This window comes from Nitrosomonas communis (assembly GCF_001007935.1).
In the GTDB taxonomy this organism is placed as follows: Bacteria; Pseudomonadota; Gammaproteobacteria; order Burkholderiales; family Nitrosomonadaceae; genus Nitrosomonas; species Nitrosomonas communis.
The window spans coordinates 3472984-3496677 of sequence record NZ_CP011451.1; the positions used below are offsets into that span (position 1 = coordinate 3472984).

The following is a 23694-nucleotide window of genomic DNA, read 5'->3' on the forward strand; positions in this document are numbered from 1 at the left end:
TTAATATTGAACGATTAATTCATACGCCTGTTTTGCAGCTTCCTGCTCAGCCCGGCGGCGGCTTGTTCCTTCGCCAACAGCTCGAACATTAAACTTTGCAATGGCGCATTCCACTCTAAATTTCTGCCGATGTGCTTCTCCGCTTGTAGCGATGACAGTATATTCCGGCAAGGCTACCCTGCGACTCTGCAGATATTCCTGCAGCATCGTTTTGGGATCTTTACCTAAAGTTTCCAGATCTAAATCTTGTAATAAAGGCTTGTAAAGATTGTTAACAAAATTTTCTACTTCAATGAACCCACCTTCCAGGTAAATGGCGCCTATCACTGCTTCCAGCGCGTTGGCAAGAATTGAGGGTCGGTAATGTCCTCCACTTTTTCGTTCTCCTTCACCCAGCCTGATTAAATCACCTAATCCAAGTGCCGATGCCAGCTCAAATAATGCCTGTTGGTTAACAAGATTAGCGCGGAGCCTGGATAAATTTCCTTCTGGTAAGAGCGGAAACTCTTTGAACAGTAAGGCTGACACTGCACAATTCAATGCGCTATCTCCAAGAAACTCAAGGCGCTCGTTATTCGGATAACCAAAGCTGCGATGGGTTAATGCTTCTTGCAACAATTCCGGTTGCTTAAAAACATAGCCGATTTTGTGAAAGAAATTGCTCTGATCTTTTACCGGGAAATTTTGTGGACGATGCATATTTAAGCCATGTGAACTCATCGATTGCTAGCAGCAGTAAAATCAATAGATAACGAAATATTAGCAAATAAAGGGGTTTTAACGGAATAGCTTACACCCAAAACTGTTTGTCCCCCTACTTTACTAATTTGAATATCGTGACTATTGACAGCGGTAATTTGATCGATAACGGCACGCTTACCGAATGATTGGCGTATTTCCCCAGGATGAGCATTCTGCAAACCTGGGTCACTGGCTATGGCAATCAACGCTCGCTTGATAGCAGCATATTCCATATAGGAGGGAAGTAATTTCATTCCTAGAAGCGCAAATATCACGACTACAGCTGACCAGATTAGCATTCCAGAAAGACTGATACCTTGTTGTTGCTTTCTCATTACATGGCGCATCTTCCTTACTCCAAGTCCGCTCCCGCATTCATTAGTTTATTGACAAGCCAATTCGACTTAAATCACTAAAATTCCACCAAACCATAAAAGCTTTCCCCACAATATTTTTCTCTGGAACAAAACCCCAATAACGGCTATCGCTACTGCCATCACGATTATCCCCTAACGTAAAATAATTTCCCTCTGGCACTTTACAAGTAAATCCTTTCATATCAAATGCGCAATTCTCTCTGAAGGGAAAATAATGTACGCTGGATAACAGCATATGGGGCATCTCTTGATTGATAAGTATGCTATAACTTTTATCGTCTATAAGTTCCTTAAAACGCTGGGTGTATACATAAGCCAAACCTGATTCAATATATTTGTAATCTCCATTCAACTCTCTTTCTACTGGCACACCATTAATGCTGAGTTTTTTATTACGATACGTAACCGTATCTCCAGGTAAACCAATTACTCGTTTAATATAATCTATCGATGGATCTTCCGGATAACGGAATACCATCACCTCTCCGCGCTTGGGTTGATTCATTTCAATGATCTTGTGATTGATTACGGGCAATCTGATCCCGTAGGTAAACTTGTTTACCAGGATAAAATCTCCCACTAGTAAAGTAGGAATCATCGAACCCGAAGGTATTTTGAAAGGCTCCACCAGAAAAGAGCGGAGACAAAAAACAATCAGGATGATGGGAAAAAAACTTTTAGGATATTCCACCCACCAAGGCTCTGTGGCACCCGCTGCGCGTTTGTGTTTCAAAAAGAGGGAATCGAGCAACCAGATACAGCCAGTCACAACTAGTAAAATTAATAATACTAAAGGAAAATTCATTTCATTTCCCCTCATGAGCTAGCAAGCATATAACATAATGGGGAGGGCAAATTTTCATGTTTATCACTCAATTAATTTGATTTTTCAGCAGTTAATTATTTACCAACCTGCAGAATGGCCAAAAATGCCGCCTGGGGAATCTCTACATTACCGACGCGTTTCATACGTTTTTTTCCTGCCTTCTGCTTCTCAAGCAGTTTACGTTTGCGCGTGATATCTCCACCATAACATTTGGCCAAAACATTCTTACGCAACGCTTTAACATTTTCTCTTGCCACGACATGGGCCCCAATAGCTGCCTGCACCGCGATATCAAACATTTGTCGGGGAATAAGCTCACGCATTTTTTGTGCTAATTCACGACCTCTTTGTTGGCTGCTAGCACGATGCACGATTAATGACAATGCATCCACTTTTTCACTATTGATCAATATATCGAGTTTCACCAAATCGGCGGCGCGAAATTCTTTGAATTCATAATCCAGCGAAGCATAACCTCGACTAACCGATTTGAGTCTATCAAAAAAATCCATGACAACTTCATTTAGCGGCATTTCATAAACAAGCATTACTTGCCTGCCCATATATTGCATATTTCTCTGAACCCCACGCTTACCGGTGCATAACGACATAACAGTACCCACATATTCTTCTGGCACTAATATCGTTGTGGTAATGATCGGTTCTCGAATCTCTTCAATTTTAGAGAGGTCGGGCATTTTGGATGGATTCTCAATTTCAATCACTGTCCCATCACGCAACGCAACCTGATAAATAACGGTTGGCGCAGTGGTGATAAGATCCATATCATATTCCCGCTCCAGCCTCTCCTGAACAATATCTAAATGGAGTAAACCTAGAAAGCCACAACGGAAACCAAAGCCAAGCGCTTGAGACGTCTCGGGTTCAAACTGTAGCGATGAATCATTCAATTGCAGTTTTTCTAATGCAGCGCGTAAGGCATCATATTGATTGGATTCGACCGGATAAAGCCCGGCAAATACTTGTGGCTTGATTTCTTTAAATCCAACCAAAGGTTCAGCGGCAGGATTATCAGCCAAGGTGACGGTATCACCTACCTTGGCTGATTTCAATTCCTTAATACCAGAGATAACGAAACCCACTTCACCCGCACTCAGCGAATCACGATTTTCTGCTTTAGGTAAAAATATCCCCACTTGTTCACATAGGTAAGCCGCGTGGCTAGCCATGAGCATGATTTTGTTGCCGGCTTTCAATACGCCATCGACCACCCGTACCAATATGACAACACCTACATAATTATCAAACCACGAGTCAATAATGAGTGCTTTCAATGGTGCATTTGGGTCTCCCTTAGGGGCGGGGATACGCTTAACCACTACTTCCAGCATATCCTGTATGCCTTGACCTGTCTTAGCACTCACGCGCAAAGCATCTGTTGCCTCTATCCCGATGATATCTTCTATTTCTGCAATCACTCGGTCTGGGTCAGCTGCAGGCAAATCAATCTTGTTCAAAACCGGTATCACCTCGACGCCCTGCTCGATTGCGGTATAGCAATTCGCTACCGTTTGAGCTTCTACTCCCTGGGAAGCATCTACGACCAATAAAGCTCCTTCACAGGCAGCTAAGGAGCGGGACACTTCATAAGAGAAATCGACATGACCCGGTGTATCAATCAAATTCAGCAGAAAAGTCTGACCATTACGTGCCTGGTATTTTAAAGCAACTGTCTGCGCTTTAATGGTAATGCCGCGTTCACGCTCTAACTCCATAGAGTCGAGCACTTGCTCTTCCATCTCTCGATCAGATAAACCACCACAAAACTGTATGATGCGATCAGCTAATGTAGATTTACCGTGATCGATATGCGCGATAATAGAAAAATTGCGAATGTGTTGCATTCGATTGGGATTTTAAATGTCAGTCGGGAATGTTTGCTGGTGCTCAATGCAGATGTAATTTACTTGTAAATAAAATAGTCGCTATTACTAACCGACAGCATTCTATCGAATTTTAGCAAAATAAGCATCTAATGCAGCTTCATCAAGGTAATAATGGCAGATTTCGTCTTGTTTATCATTTGCTGACACCAATACTGGAATTCGCTCATTATACTGATTTACCAGCTGAGGATCGCTATCGATATCAATCACTTCAAATTGAAACTCGATTTGCTTCTGTAATTTTTGTAATGCTGCAATCATTTCCTGACAAAGATGACAATCCCTCCGACCATACACAATCAGCTTTTTTCTATCCATAAAATTAACGGTATATACGCTTTTAATTATCGAGTTTCATCGTAATGAAAGTAGTCATATCGCCTCTTTTTATCAATAGCGCAATATTTCGCCCTTTCTCAACCTTGCTAAGCAACTGATTAAACTGTTTGACGGTTGTGACATCCTGGCTATTAAAACCGAGAATAATGTCACCCTGGCGTATACCAGCACGATTTGCAATGCCACCTTGTACTTCCTCAACCAGCAAACCATTCTCGATACCCAATTGTTTCTTTTGTTTATCAGAGAGCTCACTCAGAGCCAACCCGAGTGGATTCGAAGTATCAGGGGCCTTACTTTGCTTGCGGCTGCGATCACCTTCATCTGAAGGCATTTCCCCTACCAAAACAGTTAAATTCTTAGTGGCACCGTCCCGCCAGACTTGCACAGGTACTTTAGATTTAGGTTTAGTGTTTCCGACAAGACGCGGCAGATCACTGGAAACAGCAATATCTTTGCCGTCAAATTTCAAAATAACATCTTTCACTTCGATACCTGCTTTGTCTGCTGGACCATCTTTTTCTACAGAAACAACCAGTGCTCCGCGTGCTTGAGATAAGCCAAAGGATTCAGCCAGCTCTTCAGTCATCTCCTGAATCATAATGCCTATTTTCCCGCGTGAGACTTTCCCATGTTCCTTAAGTTGAGTGGCTATCTCTGTTGCCACGTTGATCGGAATAGCGAAAGACAACCCCATAAAACCACCTGTTCGGCTATAAATCTGCGAGTTGATACCGACTACCTCGCCCGTCATATTAAAAAGGGGACCACCAGAATTACCGGGATTAATCGCCACATCGGTCTGGATAAAGGGAACATAGCTTTCCTGCGCAAGCGAGCGGCCTTTCGCGCTGACTATCCCTGCAGTTACACTATTTTCGAAACCAAAAGGAGAGCCAATGGCAATGACCCACTCCCCTACCTTGAGCTTTTCCGGATCACCCTGAGTTACCACAGGCAAGTCTTTCGCATCAATCTTGATAAGCGCGACGTCAGTTTTACGGTCCGTACCAATAACCTGTGCATTAAATTCTCTTTTATCGGTTAGTCTGACATTAATCTGATTGGCAGCTTCGACGACATGCGCATTTGTTAGAATATATCCATCCTTACTTATAATGAAACCAGACCCTAACGATTTGGATTCATACTTCTTAGGACCTGAGAATGGGTGCATATACCTGCGAAAAAATTCGTAGAAAGGGGAATCTTCTGGAATATTAGGAATTTCAGGAAAAATCTGATTTCCTGTAATCTGTTGTGTTTGTACTGTACTAATATTTACCACTGCTTCTCCATATTGCTCAACCAGACCTGTGAAATCAGGCAGCTCCTTTGAATGCACAAAACCGATGGAACAAAATATCAGGAAGCACAGTAGAACAATTTTTGGCATATTTTTTCTTGATAAAAAAAATGGGTAAAATACTGAAAACATAATAATCAAATAGAGGAGCAATTAAATCTTACCAATAACAAACGATAACAGCTATTTGTTTGGTCGAAATCAACGAAACCTTCGATCAAACAAATAGCCTGCGGACTATCCATAAAATTTCAATCCTGAAAGCTTACCCCACACCTTATCTGGATTTCTCTTCCCTGCTTTCAACCTGATGTACACCCGTTATGGGTGCTTGCATCTTCGTATGCGGTGAAAGTTCTCTATGGATCAATGAATAATCACCTGGATGGTGAAGCGTAAATGGAAGCGAAAAGGCTGGGGAAGGCTGGAAAGCTACCGGATGATCAACTTGAACAACTGCCTTATTATTCACTTTCTCGGTAACAAGCACTTCTTGCTGAACATCTGCTATTTGCATCACTAACCAGCCACTTACTAAGGCAGCACAGGATGCAGCAGCTGAAAGTGTAACAAATTTCCGCTTGTGTGCTTGTGATACACGCGGCATAAACAAGGTTGGTTCGATTATTAAGCGTTCACTTACTCGACTCGCCACATTGATGTGGAATGATACTGCTGGCTGTCGCAGTGCTTCACCGATCATATGATAGGTTTCCCAATCATTCAATAAATCATGCTTTTTCTTTAACTCTGTAATCACTTCATCAGCATCCACCGGCTCCAATTCACCGTCCATCAGCTCTGACATTTTATTTTTCATAAAACCACCCCTTCATTACCACCTCTTGTCTTTACTTGTTCCTAATAAAGGCCGCAGTTTTTCAGCTATGGCCTCACGTGCACGAAATATACGAGAGCGAACTGTTCCAATGGGGCAGTTCATAATACTCGCAATCTCTTCATAACTTAAACCTTCAATTTCCCTCAGAACAATTGCCGTCCTTAATTCCTCAGGTAATGCGTCTAATGATTGATTAACCGTTTGAGCAATTTGTTTGGTCATCAGTTCACTTTCTGGTGTACTGACTTCTCGTAATCTACCTGCTTCTTCAAAATTCTCTGCTTCTTCATTATCAAATTCGCTAACAGTCGTGGGCACTTTTCTTCCTTGGGATACAAGAAAGTTTTTGGCTGTATTGATACCAATACGATATAGCCAGGTATAAAAAGCGCTTTCACCACGAAATGATGGTAAAGCACGATATGCCTTAATAAAAGTTTCCTGGGCGACATCTTCAACCTCAGCAGCATCACGAATAAACTGTGATAACAAACGTGCCAGCTTTCTCTGATATTTGATCACCAGTAAATCAAAAGCATGCTTATCGCCATGTTGGACGCGCTCAACCAATTGTTGATCGATTTCACGATCACCCATGCTGTTTTTTTCCCCGAAATTAAAAATAGATAACAATTGAACCCTCAATAAAGTATACATTGTTCGGGGATCTGCCGTGAACTATCCGAAGCCGGAATAAAGACAATAAAGCAGCTTGATTAGTTCACTGCTTTTATTAATAAGCATTGCAACGAAGTCAACGAAACTTTAGTTATTGAGTTATGATTAAATAAAATAGCTTCAGTTTACAAATAAATTAAAATAACCCATGCAACAATATCATTTTGATACGCTGATCATCGGCAGTGGCCTGGCCGGGCTTACACTCGCGCTCAATTTAGCACAAAATCAGAAGGTAGCCATTGTCACTAAACGATCATTACAGGATAGCTCCAGTACTTGGGCACAAGGCGGGATTGCTGCTGTACTTTCAATGGAGGATTCTGCTGATGCTCACATTCGCGATACATTAGTGGCTGGTGCCGGCTTATGTGATGAGGCAATTACCCGCTGTGTCGTTGAAAACGGACCACCAGCTATCAAATGGCTCATTTCTCAAGGGGTCAACTTTACACGTGATAGCAATAATGAAACCGGCTATCACCTCACCCGAGAAGGTGGGCATAGTGTACGGCGAGTTATTCACATCAATGATGCCACCGGTAAAGCAGTACAATCTACACTCAGCACAAAAATTCGCACCCACCCGAACATTGCCATACTCGAGCACCATATTGCAGTTGACCTGATCACAAGTTCTAAATTGACTCATCATCCTGATAATCAGAATGACCGCTGTTATGGTGCTTATGTATTAGATATCAAAGCAGATACAATTCACACCATTTCTGCCCACAACACGGTATTAGCAACAGGGGGAGCAGGAAAAGTCTATCTCTATACAACCAATCCCGATACCGCCACAGGTGACGGCATCGCTATGGGATGGCGTGCAGGCTGCAGGATAGCCAATATGGAATTCATCCAATTTCACCCTACCTGCCTTTATCATCCCCATGCTAAATCTTTCCTGATTAGTGAAGCCGTTAGAGGTGAAGGCGGACTATTAAAACTTCCTAATGGGGAACGCTTTATGCCGTGGCATGATAAACGTGCGGAACTGGCACCACGCGATATTGTGGCACGTGCTATTGATTTTGAAATGAAAAAAAGAGGTCTTGATTGCGTCTATCTGGATATTTCTCATAAATCATCCGATTTTCTCAAGCAGCACTTTCCTACTATTTATACTCGATGCCACGAATTAGGAATTGATATTACACGCCAACCCATTCCAGTCGTTCCCGCTGCACATTACACATGTGGCGGTATCGTTGTTGACCGGAAAGGCAAAACTGATCTAGGCAACTTATATGCCATAGGCGAGACTGCTCATACTGGATTACATGGTGCTAACCGGTTAGCCAGTAATTCTTTATTAGAGTGTTTAGTATTCGGCCAGGCTGCAGCCGAGGATATTCTCAGTCTATCACCTGTCCCTCCCATCTCACTTCCCAAATGGGATGAAAGTCGCGTGACAGATGCAGATGAGGAAATCGTCATTTCACATAACTGGGACGAGCTACGCCGCTTCATGTGGAGTTACGTGGGAATTGTACGAACCAATAAACGCCTGCAACGTGCTCAACACCGCATAAACCTGCTACGGGAAGAAATCAATGAGTACTATACTAATTTTCGCGTGACAGGCGATTTGTTAGAATTACGTAACTTAGTTACAACGGCTGATTTGATTGTGCAAAGTGCCATGCTTCGCCATGAGAGCCGTGGCTTGCACTACAGCCTTGATTATCCAAATCTATTACCGCAAGCCCAGAATACAATCTTAAGACGAAAAGAATTTGAATTGGCTTCAGAAAATTCGGTACCCATATAGTCAATAAGCACAACAAATCTAGGATTTGTCGTTTACTTCTGATACTTTTATCAGAAAGATTCCCTTGCCGGTATAATGAGCTGTAGTTTAAGGCTCATATCTTCATTATTAGATAAGAAACACAGACAGACTCTAGCAGGCTGTTAGAAAATATTTTCGAGGCAGTCAATAATAAACAAAAACAGATCAAAGAAGCCAAGTTTATACCTACTAAATGAGCATTTTGAGCCTGTTTTTAACGCCGCAGCGGCAACATTGATAGCTTTATAGCAACTTAATCTATGAGATAGTATAGAGGATAGAAGTATTGAGAAGCACGATAGATTCTGTTACGCCAGAAACGGATGATAAACCGGATATTACCCCTCAAGCAGAGCTACGTCACAATCCCACATCCTTTCTTAAATTGATCTTGCTCGGGTTTTCGATAGTAGGATTACCCTTAATCGCTGCGCTAATCTACAGCGCCATACGTATTGATCAGCTTGCCGAGCAGAGCCGCCAAACCATCTATCAGGCCACAGAAATTACTCATGGCAGCAGTATCTTGATTGATGAAATTATCGTGATGGAGCGGAGTGTACAGCACGCGCATATTTTGGAAGACATATCCTTACTCGAAGGTTATTTTCAGGCACATACCAATTTTGAAAAAACGGCGATAAAGCTTATGGAAGCTTCTCCCTACCTGGAACAACAGCTTTTATTGGAAAAATTACAATTATTAGAGGCAACTATTTTTCGTGAAATACTGACTTCATATAATACTCCTCAGAATCTTCGAGATTTACTCAACCAGTTTGCTAATCTGCTTATCCTTGCACAGAATTTCTCTACAGAAAATTATCGGATAATTGGACAGAAAATAAATGAAATGAGTGAGATGGCTTTACGTACTCGCACTTTGGTTGAGTGGGAATTACTCATTCTGATCCCATTTGTTATTTTGCTCGCCCTCGCTTTCTCAGTATTCATAGCACGACCGCTTCGTCAGCTTGACGAAGCAATTTATAATATGGGCCAAGGTAAATTATCTAGCGCAGTAAGAATTGCTGGTCCTGAAAATTTAAAATACCTGGGTTCTCGCCTAGATTGGATGCGTCGCCGCTTGCTCAAATTGGAAGAACAGAAAATACAATTTCTACGACAAGTCTCCCATGAACTTAAAACACCCCTCTCCGCTATTCGTGAGGGAACAAACCTCCTTGCAGAAGGAGTAACTGGCGATCTTAATAAAAAACAGAAACAAATTGTTGATATTCTCCAAACCAGCAGCATCCAATTGCAGAAACGTATCGAAGATTTATTAAGTTTTAGTGCCCTTCAGGCAGACAAAGTGGCACTGATTAAACAGCGCACAAATCTTGCTCATATCATCACCACTGTCTTGAAGGATCAGAATCTGTCTATCATGAGTAGAAAGATAAAAATCGATTTAACATGCCCAGATCTCATGCTCGAATGCGACAAACAGAAAGTTGGTATTATAATTGATAATCTTTTATCAAATGCCATAAAATTCTCTCCACAAGACAGTTGCATCAAGATCTCTGCGATACAAATGGATCAAACTATCCAACTCGATGTCATCGACTATGGTAGCGGGATTGATATCACCGATGAGGATAAAATTTTTGAACCCTTTTATCGGGGGCGTAGCAAACCTAATAGCCATATCAGAGGAACCGGGCTTGGCTTGTCAATTGCCAGGGAATATGCACTTGCACACGGTGGGAATATTAAACTTGTTAAACATGGCGGTCAGGGAGCGCATTTCTGCCTAATCCTGCCTATTCAAGATCCTGAGGTTCAGCCATGAATGTTGCTTCAAAGTCGTTATTATTTTCTATATTTTTTTTTGTATTAGTTGGGTGTACAACAGCGACTACTTATCCATCACCAGACCCTGCTGACAAACCAGTCTCCGAGCAAGATAAATTAGATCAATATGATACATTAGATGAATTGATGTTGTATTATGGTCAGCTGCAAAAAAAGAATGCTGCTCAACTAGTCGCGGAATACAACTCTACCAAGAAACATTTTAATAGAAAAAATTCCGATGCGAAGAGTCGTCTAAAATATGTTTTACTTATCAGTTTACCCAAAACATCTTTTACAAATATTCAGGCTGCGCTCGATTTACTGAATAATTGGCCACAAGATATTACAATGTCGACTAACGTAGCTAATTTCAGGAAATTACTCATATCGCTACTCAGAGAACAGCAAATTGCAAGAACTGATGCGAAAAATTTTTCTCAAAAATTAAAAGCTTCAGATGAGCAAATACAAGCATTGGAAGAACACATTCAAACATTGCAAAATAGAATAGATGCGATAAAGAACATGGAAAAGCATCCAATCCGTAGAATAACACCCTGAATGAAAACATATGGTACCGTCTAAAAAAATCTTAATTGTCGATGACGACTCAGACCTTCTTGAATTACTCTCGATACGTTTAACGGCTGCAGGATTTGAAACCATTGTAGCTACCAGTGCAGAAGCCGCATTAAACTGCCTCGATATCACACGGCCCCATCTCGTCATCAGTGACATGCAAATGAGCGGAATGGATGGTATGGCTTTGTTTGAACATATTCATCAAGCCAACCCAACGCTACCGGTCATTATTCTGACAGCATATGGCACGATCCCGGATGCGGTCGCCGCAGTTCAGCGTGGTATTTTTGGTTATCTCACCAAACCCTATGATCCAAAAACCTTGCTCGATCAAATAGATCAGGCTCTCAGACTTACATGCAATAGCGGAAATAATGAATCCTGTGAGGAATCACGAGTTGCATGGCGTAAAAGCATCATTACCCAAAATGCTGAAATGGAAGATATTCTGACCAAAGTAGAACGCGTTGCGGAAGGAAATGCGAGCGTGCTACTTCTTGGAGAAAGTGGTGTTGGCAAAGAATTATTTGCACGTGCTATTCATCAAGCATCCAAGCGTTGCCGCCAACCTTTTGTTACTATCAATTGCGCAGCCATCCCTGAGCAATTACTGGAATCAGAGTTATTTGGACATGTCAAAGGGGCTTTTACCGGCGCTATCCGGGACCATAAAGGTCTGTTTCAATTAGCCGAAGGGGGCACATTGTTCCTTGATGAAATTGGTGATATGCCGCTGCTACTGCAAGTAAAGTTACTGCATGCCCTGCAAGAAAGGATCATCAGACCCGTCGGGTCTACGCAGCCAATCCCAATTGATGTCCGGATTATTTCTGCTACTCACCGTGATCTCAAAGCTGAGATTACGGCAGGAAATTTTCGTGAGGATCTGTATTACCGGCTCTATGTGGTTGGTTTAACAATTCCCTCATTAGCTCAACGCCGTGAAGATATTCCCTTGCTGGCTAATCATTTTCTTCGTACCTTTGCTGAAAAATACGAGAAAGAAATCAATGGTTTTTCGCCGGAAGCAACCAATCTTTTGCTCAGTGCTTCATGGCCGGGTAATGTTCGACAATTAATGAATATCATAGAACAAAGCGTCGTCCTGAGCGCGAACCCTCTTATTTCATATCAACTGGTCTATGATGCGATGCATCAGGAGGAAGCGCAACTCGTATCATTTGAAGAAGCACGCAAACAGTTTGAAAGAAATTATCTGGTACGTTTACTAAAAATCACTGCAGGCAACGTAACGCAAGCAGCCAGATTAGCCAAACGTAATCGAACAGAATTTTATAAACTTCTTCAGAGACATCAACTGGATTTTACTCTTTATAAACCAAAAGAAAAAAGCAAAGAGTTTTGTTAAGTATTCTCCGAGAAGCAATATCACAATCACATGAGCAAAGAAATCGCGCTATAACCCATTTACATCGTATAAAAAAATCATGATTGCTGTTATTCCATTTCTAAATCAAACCTGACTTTGCCGGCTTCTCTTTGCCGTATTATGGACATTGTCCGCGGCTCGTCTTCGCGTCATTTATAATTCAGAAATGGAATGACAAGCCATCTTGATAACTTGTTTATTTTTCTAGCGCAGGAAACTTGGCAACAATCTCAATCTCGCCATTCCCGCGCTTGACTTTGAGTGGCAACCACGTACCTGGCGCCTGACGTTTGACCACAGCAATGAGGTCTCCCATTTCCATCACTGATAATCCTGCGATCTCAGTGATGATATCGTTTTCCAGCATATTAGCTTTCTCGGCAATACTGCCTCTTTCAACCTCCAGAACACGCGCTCCGCCATCCTGTGAAGCTATCTCATAACGAATACCCAGTCGCTGGCGCAAAGGTGTAGTTTCCGCACTAGCCGGGCTAACGCCAAACACGGCATCAGCATAATCTGCCACTAATTGTTGACATGGTTTGTTTGTATCCCATGGTAATAATGAAGTAATTTTTGTTATCCCCAGATCTTTCAATTGATGAGGAACACCGAAACCATGCATGATATGACCCGATCCCATAATAGCAACCACTAGCGGACTTTTCCCTTGACCCTGCGTGCTAAATACCCCATGAATTTCATGAGCCATTGCCCGGTCCCATAATTGCTGACCAATAACGAATCGTAAGAAATCAGGATCATAACGACTATTCCTTTCCTTTTTCTTATCTTTACGATCATGTGCCTCATATATGGGTAACAAAAAATCAAGGTATCCGGCACTAGGAGGTGCTGGACGCGTTACGCCTTCACGCTCATTCTCGGGAATACTGTCAAAGCCTTTCTCAGCTACCTGCTTTCTGAGTTTGGTATCAATATTAAGCGCTCGCATCGGAATACGATTCATGCGTGCAAAATGAAATAATGGCAGATAAAGACTGGCATCTGTTCTCCATACCGTATCCCATTCTGAAGCTTTCAGGAAAGCAGCTTCAGATAACTCACCCGCCACCCATTGATCGAGTACTCTCTGGACTCGACGTGGGAACATTTCGAAACCAATCACCATATCAGGACGAGCAGTATACAACGCTGCCAGCATTTGTAATTGCCAACGATGGTGCTCCCGATTAACATGGGTTTCACCTAGTAAAATGACCGATTGATTTGCTGCACGCTTAATAATATCGGATAAGTCAGTCTTACCCTTCCCTGGGATAACCCACTGCGCTACCGGCACACATTCCCGCACAGAATCACTGCCAAGAGATTCAGGTTTTTGAGCAGGAATGATTTGTGCTGGCAAATTTTCGGAATGTACTGCCCACACTAACAACATTATGCTTACCAATCCGCTTCGGATGCTAACTTTCCACTTAGTCATGTTATCGATTATTCTTAAAAGTATTGATGATCTAGAGAATCACGTAGGTGTACCCCAGGAAGATTAAAGACCGCGCATGATAGGTTATACACACTTACCCTACCCATTTACGCGCATTTCTGAACATCCTCATCCAAGGAGAATCTTCTGGCCAGGTATCGACATGCCAGGAATGCTGAACGGTACGAAAAACCCGTTCAGGATGCGGCATCAGAATGGTAAACCGACCATCGGTCGAAGTCATCCCGGCTATTCCTTGCGGTGAACCATTAGGATTAAATGGATACCGCTCAGTCGCCGTACCGTAGTGATCAACAAAGCGTAATGGAACATAGGATAATGCTGATTCCAATTGCTGATTATGGCTGAAGGCTGCATAGCCTTCTCCATGTGCTACCTGGATCGGTAAACAACTCCCAACCATGCCATCAAAGAAAAGGGAGGGATTCTTTGGGATCTCAACCATAACAAAGCGCGCTTCAAATTGCTCAGATAGATTACGTTCGAAATGCGGCCAATGATCGGTACCTGGAATAATTTCATGCAAATTGCTCATCATCTGGCAGCCATTGCATACCCCCAGTGCAAAAGTATCACTACGCTCAAAAAAAGATTCAAATTCATTGCGCACATGTGCATTAAACAAGATAGATTTCGCCCACCCCTCACCAGCCCCAAGCACATCACCATAAGAAAATCCGCCACAGGCGGCAAACCCCTTATAGTCGCTCAATGAAACGCGCCCTGTAATGATATCGCTCATATGCACATCAACAGCCTCAAACCCGGCACGATCAAAGGCGGCCGCCATTTCAACATGACCATTTACCCCTTGCTCACGCAGAACGGCCATCTTGGGTCGGATACCGGCTTGGATAAAGGGTGCTGCAATATCCTCTTCGATATCAAAAGTCAGTTCCGCGCTCAAGCCAGGGTCAGAAGTATCAAGGATACGATCAAATTCTTGTTGTGCGCATACGGGATTGTCACGCAGTTTCTGCATCTGGTAAGTTGTTTCTGACCAGGCACGCTGCAAATTAACCCGTTTGTCTTGAAAAATGATTTTATTGTTAAGCAAGAAACGGATCTCATCCTGTTCATTGGGGTTACCCAGCACAAAGCTCTCATCACGTAGGCCAGCTTCTGACAGGATTTGTAGCACTGTTTCAACATGTTGTTTTTTTATCTGAATCACTGCCCCCAATTCTTCATTAAATAAAGCCGCCATCGCGCTTTCCAAAGATCTGCCAGGCAGCATCTCCGACTTAATTTCATAACCGGTATCTTTAGCCAATGAATCAAGGCACAACGGGTCCAGGTTGATCGTCATGCCCACATGACCAGCAAAAGTCATCTCGCACAAAGTCACAAACAATCCACCATCTGAACGGTCATGGTAAGCTAGAATTTGATCCGCACAATTCAGTTCTTGTATGATCGAAAACAAACGTTTAAGTTTTTCTATTTCTGCAATAGTCGATATATCTGGGACAATATTGCCCAATTGCCCATAAACTTGCGCCAATGCCGAACCACCCAAGCGGTTTCTCCTGCTTCCTAGATCAATTAGAATAAGCTCGGTTTCACCACAATCAGTACGTAATTGCGGGGTAAGCGTTTTGCGCACATCACGCACTCTTGCAAAAGCAGAAATAATCAATGAGAGAGGCGCAATCACCTCTTTTTGTTGACTGCCTTTATTTCCATTTGATTCCTGCCAGGCGGTTTTCATGGACATCGAATCTTTGCCAACCGGAATACTAATCCCCAGCTGAGGACATAACTCCATCGCCACAGCATGAACAGCGTCATAGAGTGCAGCATCCTCACCTGCGTGCCCGGCAGCTGCCATCCAGTTAGCAGACAGTTTGATCTCGCTCAGATCGTTTATCGCAGCAGCAGCCATATTAGTGATGGCTTCTGCTACTGCCATCCGCGCAGAGGCCGCTGGATCAATCAATGCCAGAGGTGCGCGCTCACCAAGCGCAAATGCCTCGCCAAGATAAGTCTGATAGCCCATGGCTGTCACTGCGACATCTGCCACTGGTATTTGCCACGGTCCCACCATCTGATCACGCGCGGTCATTCCACCCACACTACGGTCACCAATCGTGATCAAAAAAGTTTTATCTGCGACAGCAGGCAATCTTAAAACCCGATAAGCAGCTTCTTGCAAGGGTATCTCAGTCAGATCAAATGGAGGAAACACGCTACTAATATGCGAGACGATACGCGTCATTTTGGGCGGTTTACCTAATAATACCGAAAGCGGCATATTTATCGGCAAGATGCTGGATTTCTCATCATTAACAATTAGTTGCTGCTGAATAATCGCTTCGCCTACCACGGCATAAGGGCATCGTTCTCGTTCACAAATTGTCTGGAACAAAGTCAGTGATTCCCGTCTAATAGCAAGCACATAGCGCTCCTGCGCTTCATTACACCAAATCTGCATCGGCGACATACCGGATTCTTCCAAAGGAATTGCACGTAAATCAAAATGCCCTCCGCAACCAGCTCCATGAACAAGTTCGGGCAAAGCATTGGATAAGCCGCCTGCACCGACATCATGAATCGAAAGAATGGGATTAGGCTGCCCACTGCGCTCCAGCTGCCAGCACCGATCGATTACTTCCTGCGCACGACGTTGCATTTCGGCATTACCACGCTGTACCGAATCAAAATCCAGGTCTTCCGTATTAGTGCCGGTATCCATACTGGAAGCAGCCCCACCCCCGAGCCCAATCAGCATGCCCGGTCCGCCCAGTTGAATCAGTAAGGCATCTTTTGAGAAATCCTGCTTTGCGGTATGTCGTTCAGAAATCTGTCCAATGCCGCCAGCCAGCATGATAGGCTTGTGATAGCCCCGCATCTCACCGGCGACTTGCGCTTCGAATGTGCGAAAATAGCCTGCAAGATTAGGTCTGCCAAATTCATTATTAAACGCAGCACCACCAATAGGCCCAGTTAACATAATTTCCAGAGCTGAGGCAATACGTACAGGCTTGCCATAGCCATTTTGCCCCTGCCATGTTTCCCAAGGCTGAATAAAATCCGGAATACGCAAATTGGACACAGAGAAACCGGTTAATCCAGCTTTGGGTTTGGCACCTCGCCCGGTTGCTCCCTCATCCCGAATTTCTCCTCCCACCCCTGTTGCGGCTCCTGGAAAAGGAGAAATTGCTGTCGGATGATTATGGGTTTCCACTTTTATGAGCAGATGAGTAGGCTCTAGTGCATAGCCATAAGCGTGATTTTTTCCGGGATAGAAGCGATGGATGGTTGCCCCTTCGATAATGGCAGCATTATCAGCATAGGCCACAATGGTGCCTTGTGGACGCTGTTGATGGGTATGACGTATCATTGAAAACAGTGATTGGTTTTTTTGTTCGCCATCAATAATCCAGTCTGCATTAAAAATTTTATGCCGGCAATGTTCTGAGTTTGCCTGGGCAAACATCATTAACTCCACATCGGTAGGATTACGCCTGACATGAAGAAAATAATCCAGGAGATAATCAATTTCATCAGGAGATAAGGCTAACCCCATTGCTTGATTAGCCTTAACCAGAGCCGTCTTGTCTTCTTTGAAGATATTGATTTCTTTAAGCAGTGCCGGTTCCACATGATGGAACAAAGCCACTGCTTCAGACAAAGAATAAAAAACCGCTTCAGTCATGCGATCATATAGAATTGCCTCGATTGCACGCCTGTTCTCTTTAGAAAACGCCGCTTCATGCTGGACATAAAATGCAATCCCTCGCTCTACTCTTTCAATCACATCGACTCCACAATGATGAACAATGTCCGTTGCCTTAGATGACCAGGGTGAAATGGTACCGGGGCGCGGTACAACTAACAAAAACTCACCTTTCGGTACAGGCGGTTGTCGCGCTGGATCAATGCCAAGTAACTTCTGCAGAATATTGAGTTCATTTTGCTTCAAATCGCGTTTTATTTTACAAAAATACCAATACTCAGCGTCAATAACCGAAATTTCGGGTACGATGGATTTGATCAGATCAGATAATTTTTGTAATCGAAAGTGAGATAGCGCCTTATGGCCTCGAAATTGCAACATCAATCAAAATTATAGTAAGTTAAATTAAGAATAATTATTTTACACGAGAAGACACCCAATCAGATGAATAACCCGATCCCTCTCTATTCCACTGCTGACATTCGTGAAATCGAACAGCTTGCTGCCGCTCGACCTAATCCTCCGAATCTCATGGAAAAAGCTGGATTAGCGGCTGCTCATATCACCAAAAATAAACTGCTCAGTAACGATAAAAGCAACCTCCTGGTGCTAGCCGGACCAGGCAATAATGGAGGAGATGCCTTTGTGACGGCACGCTATTTGCGCGCATGGGGTTTTCAGGTCACTACTATTTTTACTGGTGACCCCTCTAAATTATCGCAAGATGCCAAGCAGGCTTTACAAAACTGGCTGAACGCAGGAGGAGAATTACATAACGATATCCCCTCTTCCGGTTCGTGGCATGTCATCATCGACGGATTATTCGGCATTGGCCTGAACCCTGATAAATATCCATTAGATGAAAAATATCAGCGCCTGATCGCAGCCGTTAACCATATGAATTTACCCGTACTTGCGCTCGATATTCCCAGTGGCCTCAGTGCCGATAACGGAATCGCACCGAGTACTGCCATCAAAGCAACGATCACGGCTACTTTCATTGGTCTGAAGCCAGGCCTTCTGACGCATGATGGCTGCGAATATGCCGGAGAAATCATTTTATGTGATCTGGATCTCGACGCAGTCTCTATGAAAAGTCCACAATCATGGCTACTGGATCAATCCCTGATAAAAACTTTATTGCCTGCTCCCCGCCCAGCTAACAGTCATAAAGGCATCTTTGGCAGCGTGGGGATCATAGGAGGAGCATCAGGCATGGTCGGGGCGGCGCTATTAGCAGGCTCAGCCGCACTTAAATTGGGAGCCGGGCGAGTCTACCTTGGCCTGCTTGCCAATCAACCGTCAACTGTCGACCCAGCACAGCCAGAGCTCATGCTGCGTCCAGTGGACGAGCTATTCGAGCTTGATCATCTCACTTGTCTGATCGTGGGTCCTGGACTCGGAAAGGAAATCTCGGCCTGTCTTTGCCTGGAAGAAACTTTGCAGACTTCCTTACCCGTGGTTTTGGACGCAGACGCCCTCAATCTGATTGCACACCATTCCGAGCTCGCGAGCGCATTACGTAGCCGCCATGCGCCCTCTCTTCTCACGCCGCATGCTGCTGAAGCAGCACGGCTGCTCGGTACCGATATTGCCACCGTTCAGAACCACCGTATGCAAGCAGCAGAGGATCTAGCCAGGAATTTCAATTGTTCAGTTGTGCTGAAAGGGGCAGGAAGCATCTGTGCATTTCCAAACGGTCATTGTTATTTTAATGCCAGTGGCAACCCTGGCTTAAGCAGCGCGGGAACAGGTGATGTGCTTTCCGGCATGACCGGCGCGCTACTCGCTCAGGGGTTAACTTCAGAGAACGCATTACTACTGGCTGTTTATCTGCATGGTGCAGCAGCGGATGCCCTGCTTGAAACTCTGGCTGGTCCAATAGGGATGACAGCATCGGAAATTATTGATTCAGCTCGTCATCTCTTGAATCAGTGGGTATATGGCCATCATGCTCGCTTCAGATATTCTCATGCGTATAGCATTTATTGATCATTTAATTTCCGTACTCACTGAAAAAAAATAAAATCTCATATTTTTACATAAAAGATATTACTGACGACGCCAGGTTGTCCCCTGCACACTATCTTCCAGAATAATGCCTGCGGCTGCCAGTTGTTTACGGATATTGTCAGCTTGAACAAAATCTCGGTTCTTGCGCGCGTCTAAACGCTGCTGAATCATTTGTTCAATCGCTTCCTGAGAAAACAAATTTTTTTCTGCTGAATGTAAGTTTTGGAGATAAGCTTGCGGATTCTGCTGCAACAAACCTAAGGTGCCACCTAATGCTTTAAGCAGGACTGCAAGCTGAGCATTATTCGTTCGATTGATCTCCCCGGCAAGATCAAACAGGACAGCGATAGCTTCGGCTGTATTGAAATCGTCGTTCATCGCTGCCTTGAATCGTTCAGCATACGACTCATCCCAGTTTATTTCGGTGGATGGCAAGCTATACTCTTTCAAAGCGATATAAAGCCGATCAAGCGCATTCCTGGCATCATTGAGATGCTCATCTGAATAATTAAGGGGGCTTCGATAATGCGCACGTAAAATGAAGAAACGTACAACTTCCGGTTGATAGCGCGCGAGCACTTCCCGTACTGTAAAAAAGTTACCCAATGATTTGGACATCTTTTCGTTATCAACACGTACAAAGCCATTATGCATCCAATAGTTAACGTAAGCATGATCGTGTGCACCTTCGCTTTGCGCTATTTCATTCTCATGATGTGGAAATTGTAGATCCTGACCACCGCCATGAATATCAAAGTGTTCACCCAGATAATGCTCACTCATCGCTGAACATTCAATATGCCAGCCCGGCCGTCCTTTCCCCCAGGGAGAGTCCCAGCAAGGTTCACCGGCTTTAGCAGCTTTCCATAGCACAAAATCCAATGGATCTTTTTTATTGAAATCGATGTCTACACGTTCACCCGCACGTAGATCTTCGAGTGATTTGCCAGAAAGTTTTCCATAATGCGGAAATTGATGAACTGAATAAAACACGTCGCCATTAGCTGCAACATACGCAAGCCCCTTCTGAATGAGGGTGAGTATCATGCCAATCATATCCTCGATACATTGAGTAGCACGAGGTTCGTATGTAGGCTGAGCAACGCCCAACCGCGCGGCATCTTCATACATGGCATCGATATAACGTTGGGTCAAGGTATTGATAGTTTCACCATTTTCCTGCGCACGTTTTATGATTTTGTCGTCGATATCAGTGATATTACGCACATAGGTTACCTTGAAACCCATTACTTCTAGCCAGCGCACAACCGTATCAAAAACCACCAGGACACGAGCATGACCCAAATGACAGTAATCATATACTGTCATCCCGCACACATACATTCTGACTTCACCAGGTTTAATCGGGACAAATTTCTCTTTTTTACGAGTTAGGGTGTTATAAATTTTAAGCATCGCAATGAATGAATAAGCGAATGAATGATTGTGAGGGGAACGATCTTCTTGGTAGAATCCGTTAATTATAGAATTTTATCCTTAAAATAAAAGATAAAGCTCCATCTTACCTCATAGCAAAACCGGGGAATTGTAACACAAGGGAAGGATTACTTTTTGAACCGGCGTATGCACTCCACTCATTGAATAGGAATGACACCATGACCCGATTTCTCATTGTCATGTTACTGATGATCAGTACAACACTTTTTGCTGCTCCGCCAAAAATCAGAATAAATACCAATCTAGGCCCCATCATCGTGGAACTTTATCCTGAGAAAGCGCCTAAAACAGTAGAGAATTTTTTAAATTACGTCAATGAAGGTTTTTATAATGGCACGATATTTCATCGTGTTATCGCAAACTTTATGATCCAGGGAGGAGGATTCGATCAATCGCTCACCCAGAAGCCAACAAAACAACCTATTGAGAACGAGGCTGCTAACGGATTAAAAAATGAAATCGGCACCATAGCTATGGCAAGAACCAATCAACCGCACTCAGCAACCGCCCAATTCTTTATCAATGTTGCGAATAATTCATTTCTCAATCATACTGCCCCAACCATACAAGGATATGGTTACACAGTATTTGGCAAAGTGACTGAAGGTATGGAAGTCGTCAATAAAATAGCCACGACACCGACAGGACCAAAGGGAATGTTTGCGAGCGATGTGCCGAAAAATACTATTGTTATCGAATCTATCGAACTTCTCTCAGATTCTCCTGATCATTAACTCAATTAGGAATAAACATGATAAAGCTACATACTAATTATGGAGTCATTGGAATAGAGCTTGATAGCGACAAAGCTCCCATTACCGCGCAAAATTTCCTGAATTACGTTAATAATGGACACTATGACAATACATTATTTCATCGCGTCATAGATGGGTTTATGATCCAGGGTGGTGGCTACGAGCCGGGCATGAAACAAAAAAAAACCCTGGCTCCTATCAAGAATGAAGCTGCCAATGGTCTTAAAAATGATGCCTATACTATAGCCATGGCGAGGACATCCGATGTGGATTCAGCCACCTCTCAGTTTTTTATTAACGTTAACGATAATAATTTCCTTAATTATACTGCCCCTACCACTCAGGGTTTTGGCTATTGTGTCTTTGGTAAAGTAGTCGAAGGAAAGGATGTCGTTGATAAAATCAAGAAAGTAAAAACAGGGAACAATGCTGGGCACCAGAATGTGCCACTGGAGGACGTCATCATCACAAAAGCTGAAATCTGCTAACTTTGGATCAAGATAATAACCCCCGCGCCAGATCTGCTTTAATATCTTGCGGGGATTCGAGACCTACAGCAATACGCAATAACCCACCCGTAATTCCTGCTGCATCACGCGCTTCTTGGCTGATTCGACCATGTGTAGTTGTAGCAGGATGGGTCAATGTGCTCTTAGTATCACCCAGATTAGCCGTGATCGAAATTAATCTTGCACTATCTATGACGCGCCACGCAGCTTCTTTTCCACCTTCTACCTCAAAGGTGACAATGCCTCCTCCTCCAGCTGTTTGCTGACGCCTGGCCAGTTCATACTGTGGATGAGACGACAGCCCCGGATAAAAAACACGCGTTACGTTCTTTTGCTTTTCTAGCCAGTGCGCAATTTCCATGGCATGCGCACAATGTGCATCCATTCTGATTTTGAGCGTCTCCAGTCCTTTCAGAATAACCCATGCATTAAATGCACTCAATGTGGGCCCGGCTGTACGTAGAAAACTAAAAATACCGCCGTCCATCAGCAAATCGCGTTTACCCAGTACCGCTCCACCGAGTACTCTGCCTTGGCCGTCCAGATACTTCGTTGCAGAATGGACCACTAGATCAGCACCCAACTCCAAAGGTTTCTGTAATATAGGCGTACAAAAACAATTATCTACCACCAACCATGCATTCGCTTGCTTGGCAACTGCTGACAATGCCGAGATATCGGAGATCTCAGTCAATGGATTGGAAGGCGTTTCCAGGAATAACAGCTTGGTATTCACCTTGACTGCCGAGCGCCATTCATCAATATCGGTAGCAGACACAAAAGTCGTTTGAATGTTGAAGCGATTGAGGATATTGGAAAAGAGATTAACCGTTGCGCCGAATAAACTACGCGAGGCAATAATATGATCTCCAGCTGACAGTAATCCCATCACACAGGCAAGTATGGCTGACATGCCGGAAGATGTCGCCACGCATGCTTCAGCTCCTTCCAATGCAGCAAGTCGCTCTTGCATGGCCGTGACGGTAGGATTGGTAAAGCGCGAGTAAATATTTCCGGATTCTTCGCCTGAGAAACGTGCAGCTGCCTGAGCTGCACTTTCAAAAACAAAGCTGGAAGTAAGATAGATTGCCTCAGAATGCTCATTGAATTGGCTGCGATGAATTCCTGTATGTAGTGCTAACGTTTCTGGCTCTAAATCATCCAACATCCCGATTTTTCTCCAAATTTAATTTGTTTGCTTGTTATCCGGAAGCAATAATTAAT

19 protein-coding genes are annotated in these 23694 nt (G+C 43.6%); 7 read left to right on the forward strand and 12 right to left on the reverse strand.

The features are described from left to right. From rnc to rpoE, 8 genes are all read right to left on the reverse strand, one after another. Window positions 1–699: a ribonuclease III gene (gene rnc / locus AAW31_RS15585; RefSeq protein WP_046851868.1), complete on the reverse strand. Its 699-nt coding sequence runs from the start codon at window positions 697–699 to the stop codon at window positions 1–3. Window positions 700–716: 17 nt separating this feature from the next. Then, a complete protein-coding gene (locus tag AAW31_RS15590) occupies window positions 717–1076 on the reverse strand; it encodes a DUF4845 domain-containing protein (protein WP_235264398.1) in 360 nt (119 codons plus the stop codon). Window positions 1077–1119: 43 nt separating this feature from the next. After that, window positions 1120–1923 (reverse strand): signal peptidase I, encoded by an 804-nt coding sequence (lepB, locus tag AAW31_RS15595; protein WP_046850933.1) that lies wholly within the window; start codon window positions 1921–1923, stop codon window positions 1120–1122. A 95-nt stretch (window positions 1924–2018) separates the two neighbouring features. Beyond that, a complete protein-coding gene (gene lepA, locus AAW31_RS15600) occupies window positions 2019–3809 on the reverse strand; it encodes a translation elongation factor 4 (RefSeq protein ID WP_046850934.1) in 1791 nt (596 codons plus the stop codon). A 102-nt stretch (window positions 3810–3911) separates the two neighbouring features. Further along, entirely contained in the window at window positions 3912–4169 is a 258-nt protein-coding gene (locus AAW31_RS15605) for a glutaredoxin family protein (RefSeq protein ID WP_046850935.1), read from the reverse strand. 22 nt (window positions 4170–4191) lie between these two features. Further along, on the reverse strand, window positions 4192–5586 hold the full coding sequence (locus AAW31_RS15610; RefSeq protein ID WP_046850936.1) for a DegQ family serine endoprotease: 1395 nt from the start codon (window positions 5584–5586) through the stop codon (window positions 4192–4194). A gap of 187 nt (window positions 5587–5773) precedes the next feature. Further along, window positions 5774–6316 (reverse strand): sigma-E factor negative regulatory protein, encoded by a 543-nt coding sequence (locus AAW31_RS15615; RefSeq protein ID WP_046850937.1) that lies wholly within the window; start codon window positions 6314–6316, stop codon window positions 5774–5776. Between the two features lie 15 nt (window positions 6317–6331). Next, complete coding sequence (gene rpoE, locus AAW31_RS15620) at window positions 6332–6934, reverse strand: RNA polymerase sigma factor RpoE (RefSeq protein ID WP_046851869.1); 603 nt, start codon at window positions 6932–6934, stop codon at window positions 6332–6334. 229 nt (window positions 6935–7163) lie between these two features. On the opposite strand from rpoE, the gene nadB reads away from it, so the two are divergent. The 4 genes from nadB (at window position 7164) to AAW31_RS15640 (ending at window position 12567) form a co-directional block, all read left to right on the forward strand. Next, on the forward strand, window positions 7164–8792 hold the full coding sequence (nadB, locus tag AAW31_RS15625; protein WP_046850938.1) for an L-aspartate oxidase: 1629 nt from the start codon (window positions 7164–7166) through the stop codon (window positions 8790–8792). A gap of 307 nt (window positions 8793–9099) precedes the next feature. After that, on the forward strand, window positions 9100–10611 hold the full coding sequence (locus AAW31_RS15630) for a HAMP domain-containing sensor histidine kinase (RefSeq protein ID WP_082110495.1): 1512 nt from the start codon (window positions 9100–9102) through the stop codon (window positions 10609–10611). Beyond that, window positions 10608–11177 carry a hypothetical protein gene (locus AAW31_RS15635; protein ID WP_046850939.1) on the forward strand — a complete coding sequence of 190 codons (570 nt, stop codon included), beginning with the start codon at window positions 10608–10610 and terminating at the stop codon, window positions 11175–11177. The genes AAW31_RS15630 and AAW31_RS15635 overlap by 4 nt, the downstream gene beginning before the upstream one ends. A gap of 10 nt (window positions 11178–11187) precedes the next feature. Continuing rightward, window positions 11188–12567: a sigma 54-interacting transcriptional regulator gene (locus tag AAW31_RS15640; protein WP_046850940.1), complete on the forward strand. Its 1380-nt coding sequence runs from the start codon at window positions 11188–11190 to the stop codon at window positions 12565–12567. 217 nt (window positions 12568–12784) lie between these two features. Here AAW31_RS15640 and AAW31_RS15645 read toward each other — a convergent pair whose 3' ends face one another. Both AAW31_RS15645 and purL read right to left on the reverse strand, forming a co-directional pair. Then, the gene (locus AAW31_RS15645; RefSeq protein WP_046850941.1) at window positions 12785–14035 is read right to left on the reverse strand and encodes a ChaN family lipoprotein; all 1251 of its coding nucleotides are present in this window, start codon (window positions 14033–14035) and stop codon (window positions 12785–12787) included. A 94-nt stretch (window positions 14036–14129) separates the two neighbouring features. Beyond that, window positions 14130–18116, reverse strand: coding sequence for a phosphoribosylformylglycinamidine synthase (gene purL, locus AAW31_RS15650; RefSeq protein ID WP_046850942.1), 3987 nt, complete (start codon window positions 18114–18116; stop codon window positions 14130–14132). 63 nt (window positions 18117–18179) lie between these two features. Here purL and AAW31_RS15655 point away from each other — a divergent pair, with 63 nt between their 5' ends. Further along, on the forward strand, window positions 18180–19727 hold the full coding sequence (locus AAW31_RS15655) for a bifunctional ADP-dependent NAD(P)H-hydrate dehydratase/NAD(P)H-hydrate epimerase (protein ID WP_046850943.1): 1548 nt from the start codon (window positions 18180–18182) through the stop codon (window positions 19725–19727). Between the two features lie 60 nt (window positions 19728–19787). On the opposite strand, the gene cysS is transcribed toward AAW31_RS15655, so the two are convergent. After that, a complete protein-coding gene (cysS, locus tag AAW31_RS15660) occupies window positions 19788–21164 on the reverse strand; it encodes a cysteine--tRNA ligase (protein ID WP_046850944.1) in 1377 nt (458 codons plus the stop codon). A gap of 200 nt (window positions 21165–21364) precedes the next feature. On the opposite strand from cysS, the gene AAW31_RS15665 reads away from it, so the two are divergent. Together AAW31_RS15665 and AAW31_RS15670 are read left to right on the forward strand one after the other, a co-directional pair. Then, entirely contained in the window at window positions 21365–21940 is a 576-nt protein-coding gene (locus AAW31_RS15665; RefSeq protein ID WP_046850945.1) for a peptidylprolyl isomerase, read from the forward strand. A gap of 17 nt (window positions 21941–21957) precedes the next feature. Continuing rightward, entirely contained in the window at window positions 21958–22449 is a 492-nt protein-coding gene (locus AAW31_RS15670; protein ID WP_046850946.1) for a peptidylprolyl isomerase, read from the forward strand. A 7-nt stretch (window positions 22450–22456) separates the two neighbouring features. Here AAW31_RS15670 and AAW31_RS15675 read toward each other — a convergent pair whose 3' ends face one another. Beyond that, window positions 22457–23638: an O-succinylhomoserine sulfhydrylase gene (locus AAW31_RS15675; protein WP_046850947.1), complete on the reverse strand. Its 1182-nt coding sequence runs from the start codon at window positions 23636–23638 to the stop codon at window positions 22457–22459. Window positions 23639–23694: the final 56 nt, after the last annotated feature.

Bases quoted from the DNA above. Each gene is read 5' to 3' on its own strand.
- rnc (WP_046851868.1), bottom strand. From the start codon at position 699: ATGCATCGTCCACAAAATTTCCCGGTAAAAGATCAGAGCAATTTCTTT.
- AAW31_RS15590 (WP_235264398.1), bottom strand. From the start codon at position 1,076: ATGAGAAAGCAACAACAAGGTATCAGTCTTTCTGGAATGCTAATCTGG.
- lepB (WP_046850933.1), bottom strand. From the start codon at position 1,923: ATGAATTTTCCTTTAGTATTATTAATTTTACTAGTTGTGACTGGCTGT.
- lepA (WP_046850934.1), bottom strand. From the start codon at position 3,809: ATGCAACACATTCGCAATTTTTCTATTATCGCGCATATCGATCACGGT.
- AAW31_RS15605 (WP_046850935.1), bottom strand. From the start codon at position 4,169: ATGGATAGAAAAAAGCTGATTGTGTATGGTCGGAGGGATTGTCATCTT.
- AAW31_RS15610 (WP_046850936.1), bottom strand. From the start codon at position 5,586: ATGCCAAAAATTGTTCTACTGTGCTTCCTGATATTTTGTTCCATCGGT.
- AAW31_RS15615 (WP_046850937.1), bottom strand. From the start codon at position 6,316: ATGAAAAATAAAATGTCAGAGCTGATGGACGGTGAATTGGAGCCGGTG.
- rpoE (WP_046851869.1), bottom strand. From the start codon at position 6,934: ATGGGTGATCGTGAAATCGATCAACAATTGGTTGAGCGCGTCCAACAT.
- nadB (WP_046850938.1), top strand. From the start codon at position 7,164: ATGCAACAATATCATTTTGATACGCTGATCATCGGCAGTGGCCTGGCC.
- AAW31_RS15635 (WP_046850939.1), top strand. From the start codon at position 10,608: ATGAATGTTGCTTCAAAGTCGTTATTATTTTCTATATTTTTTTTTGTA.
- AAW31_RS15640 (WP_046850940.1), top strand. From the start codon at position 11,188: ATGGTACCGTCTAAAAAAATCTTAATTGTCGATGACGACTCAGACCTT.
- AAW31_RS15645 (WP_046850941.1), bottom strand. From the start codon at position 14,035: ATGACTAAGTGGAAAGTTAGCATCCGAAGCGGATTGGTAAGCATAATG.
- purL (WP_046850942.1), bottom strand. From the start codon at position 18,116: ATGTTGCAATTTCGAGGCCATAAGGCGCTATCTCACTTTCGATTACAA.
- AAW31_RS15655 (WP_046850943.1), top strand. From the start codon at position 18,180: ATGAATAACCCGATCCCTCTCTATTCCACTGCTGACATTCGTGAAATC.
- cysS (WP_046850944.1), bottom strand. From the start codon at position 21,164: ATGCTTAAAATTTATAACACCCTAACTCGTAAAAAAGAGAAATTTGTC.
- AAW31_RS15665 (WP_046850945.1), top strand. From the start codon at position 21,365: ATGACCCGATTTCTCATTGTCATGTTACTGATGATCAGTACAACACTT.
- AAW31_RS15670 (WP_046850946.1), top strand. From the start codon at position 21,958: ATGATAAAGCTACATACTAATTATGGAGTCATTGGAATAGAGCTTGAT.
- AAW31_RS15675 (WP_046850947.1), bottom strand. From the start codon at position 23,638: ATGTTGGATGATTTAGAGCCAGAAACGTTAGCACTACATACAGGAATT.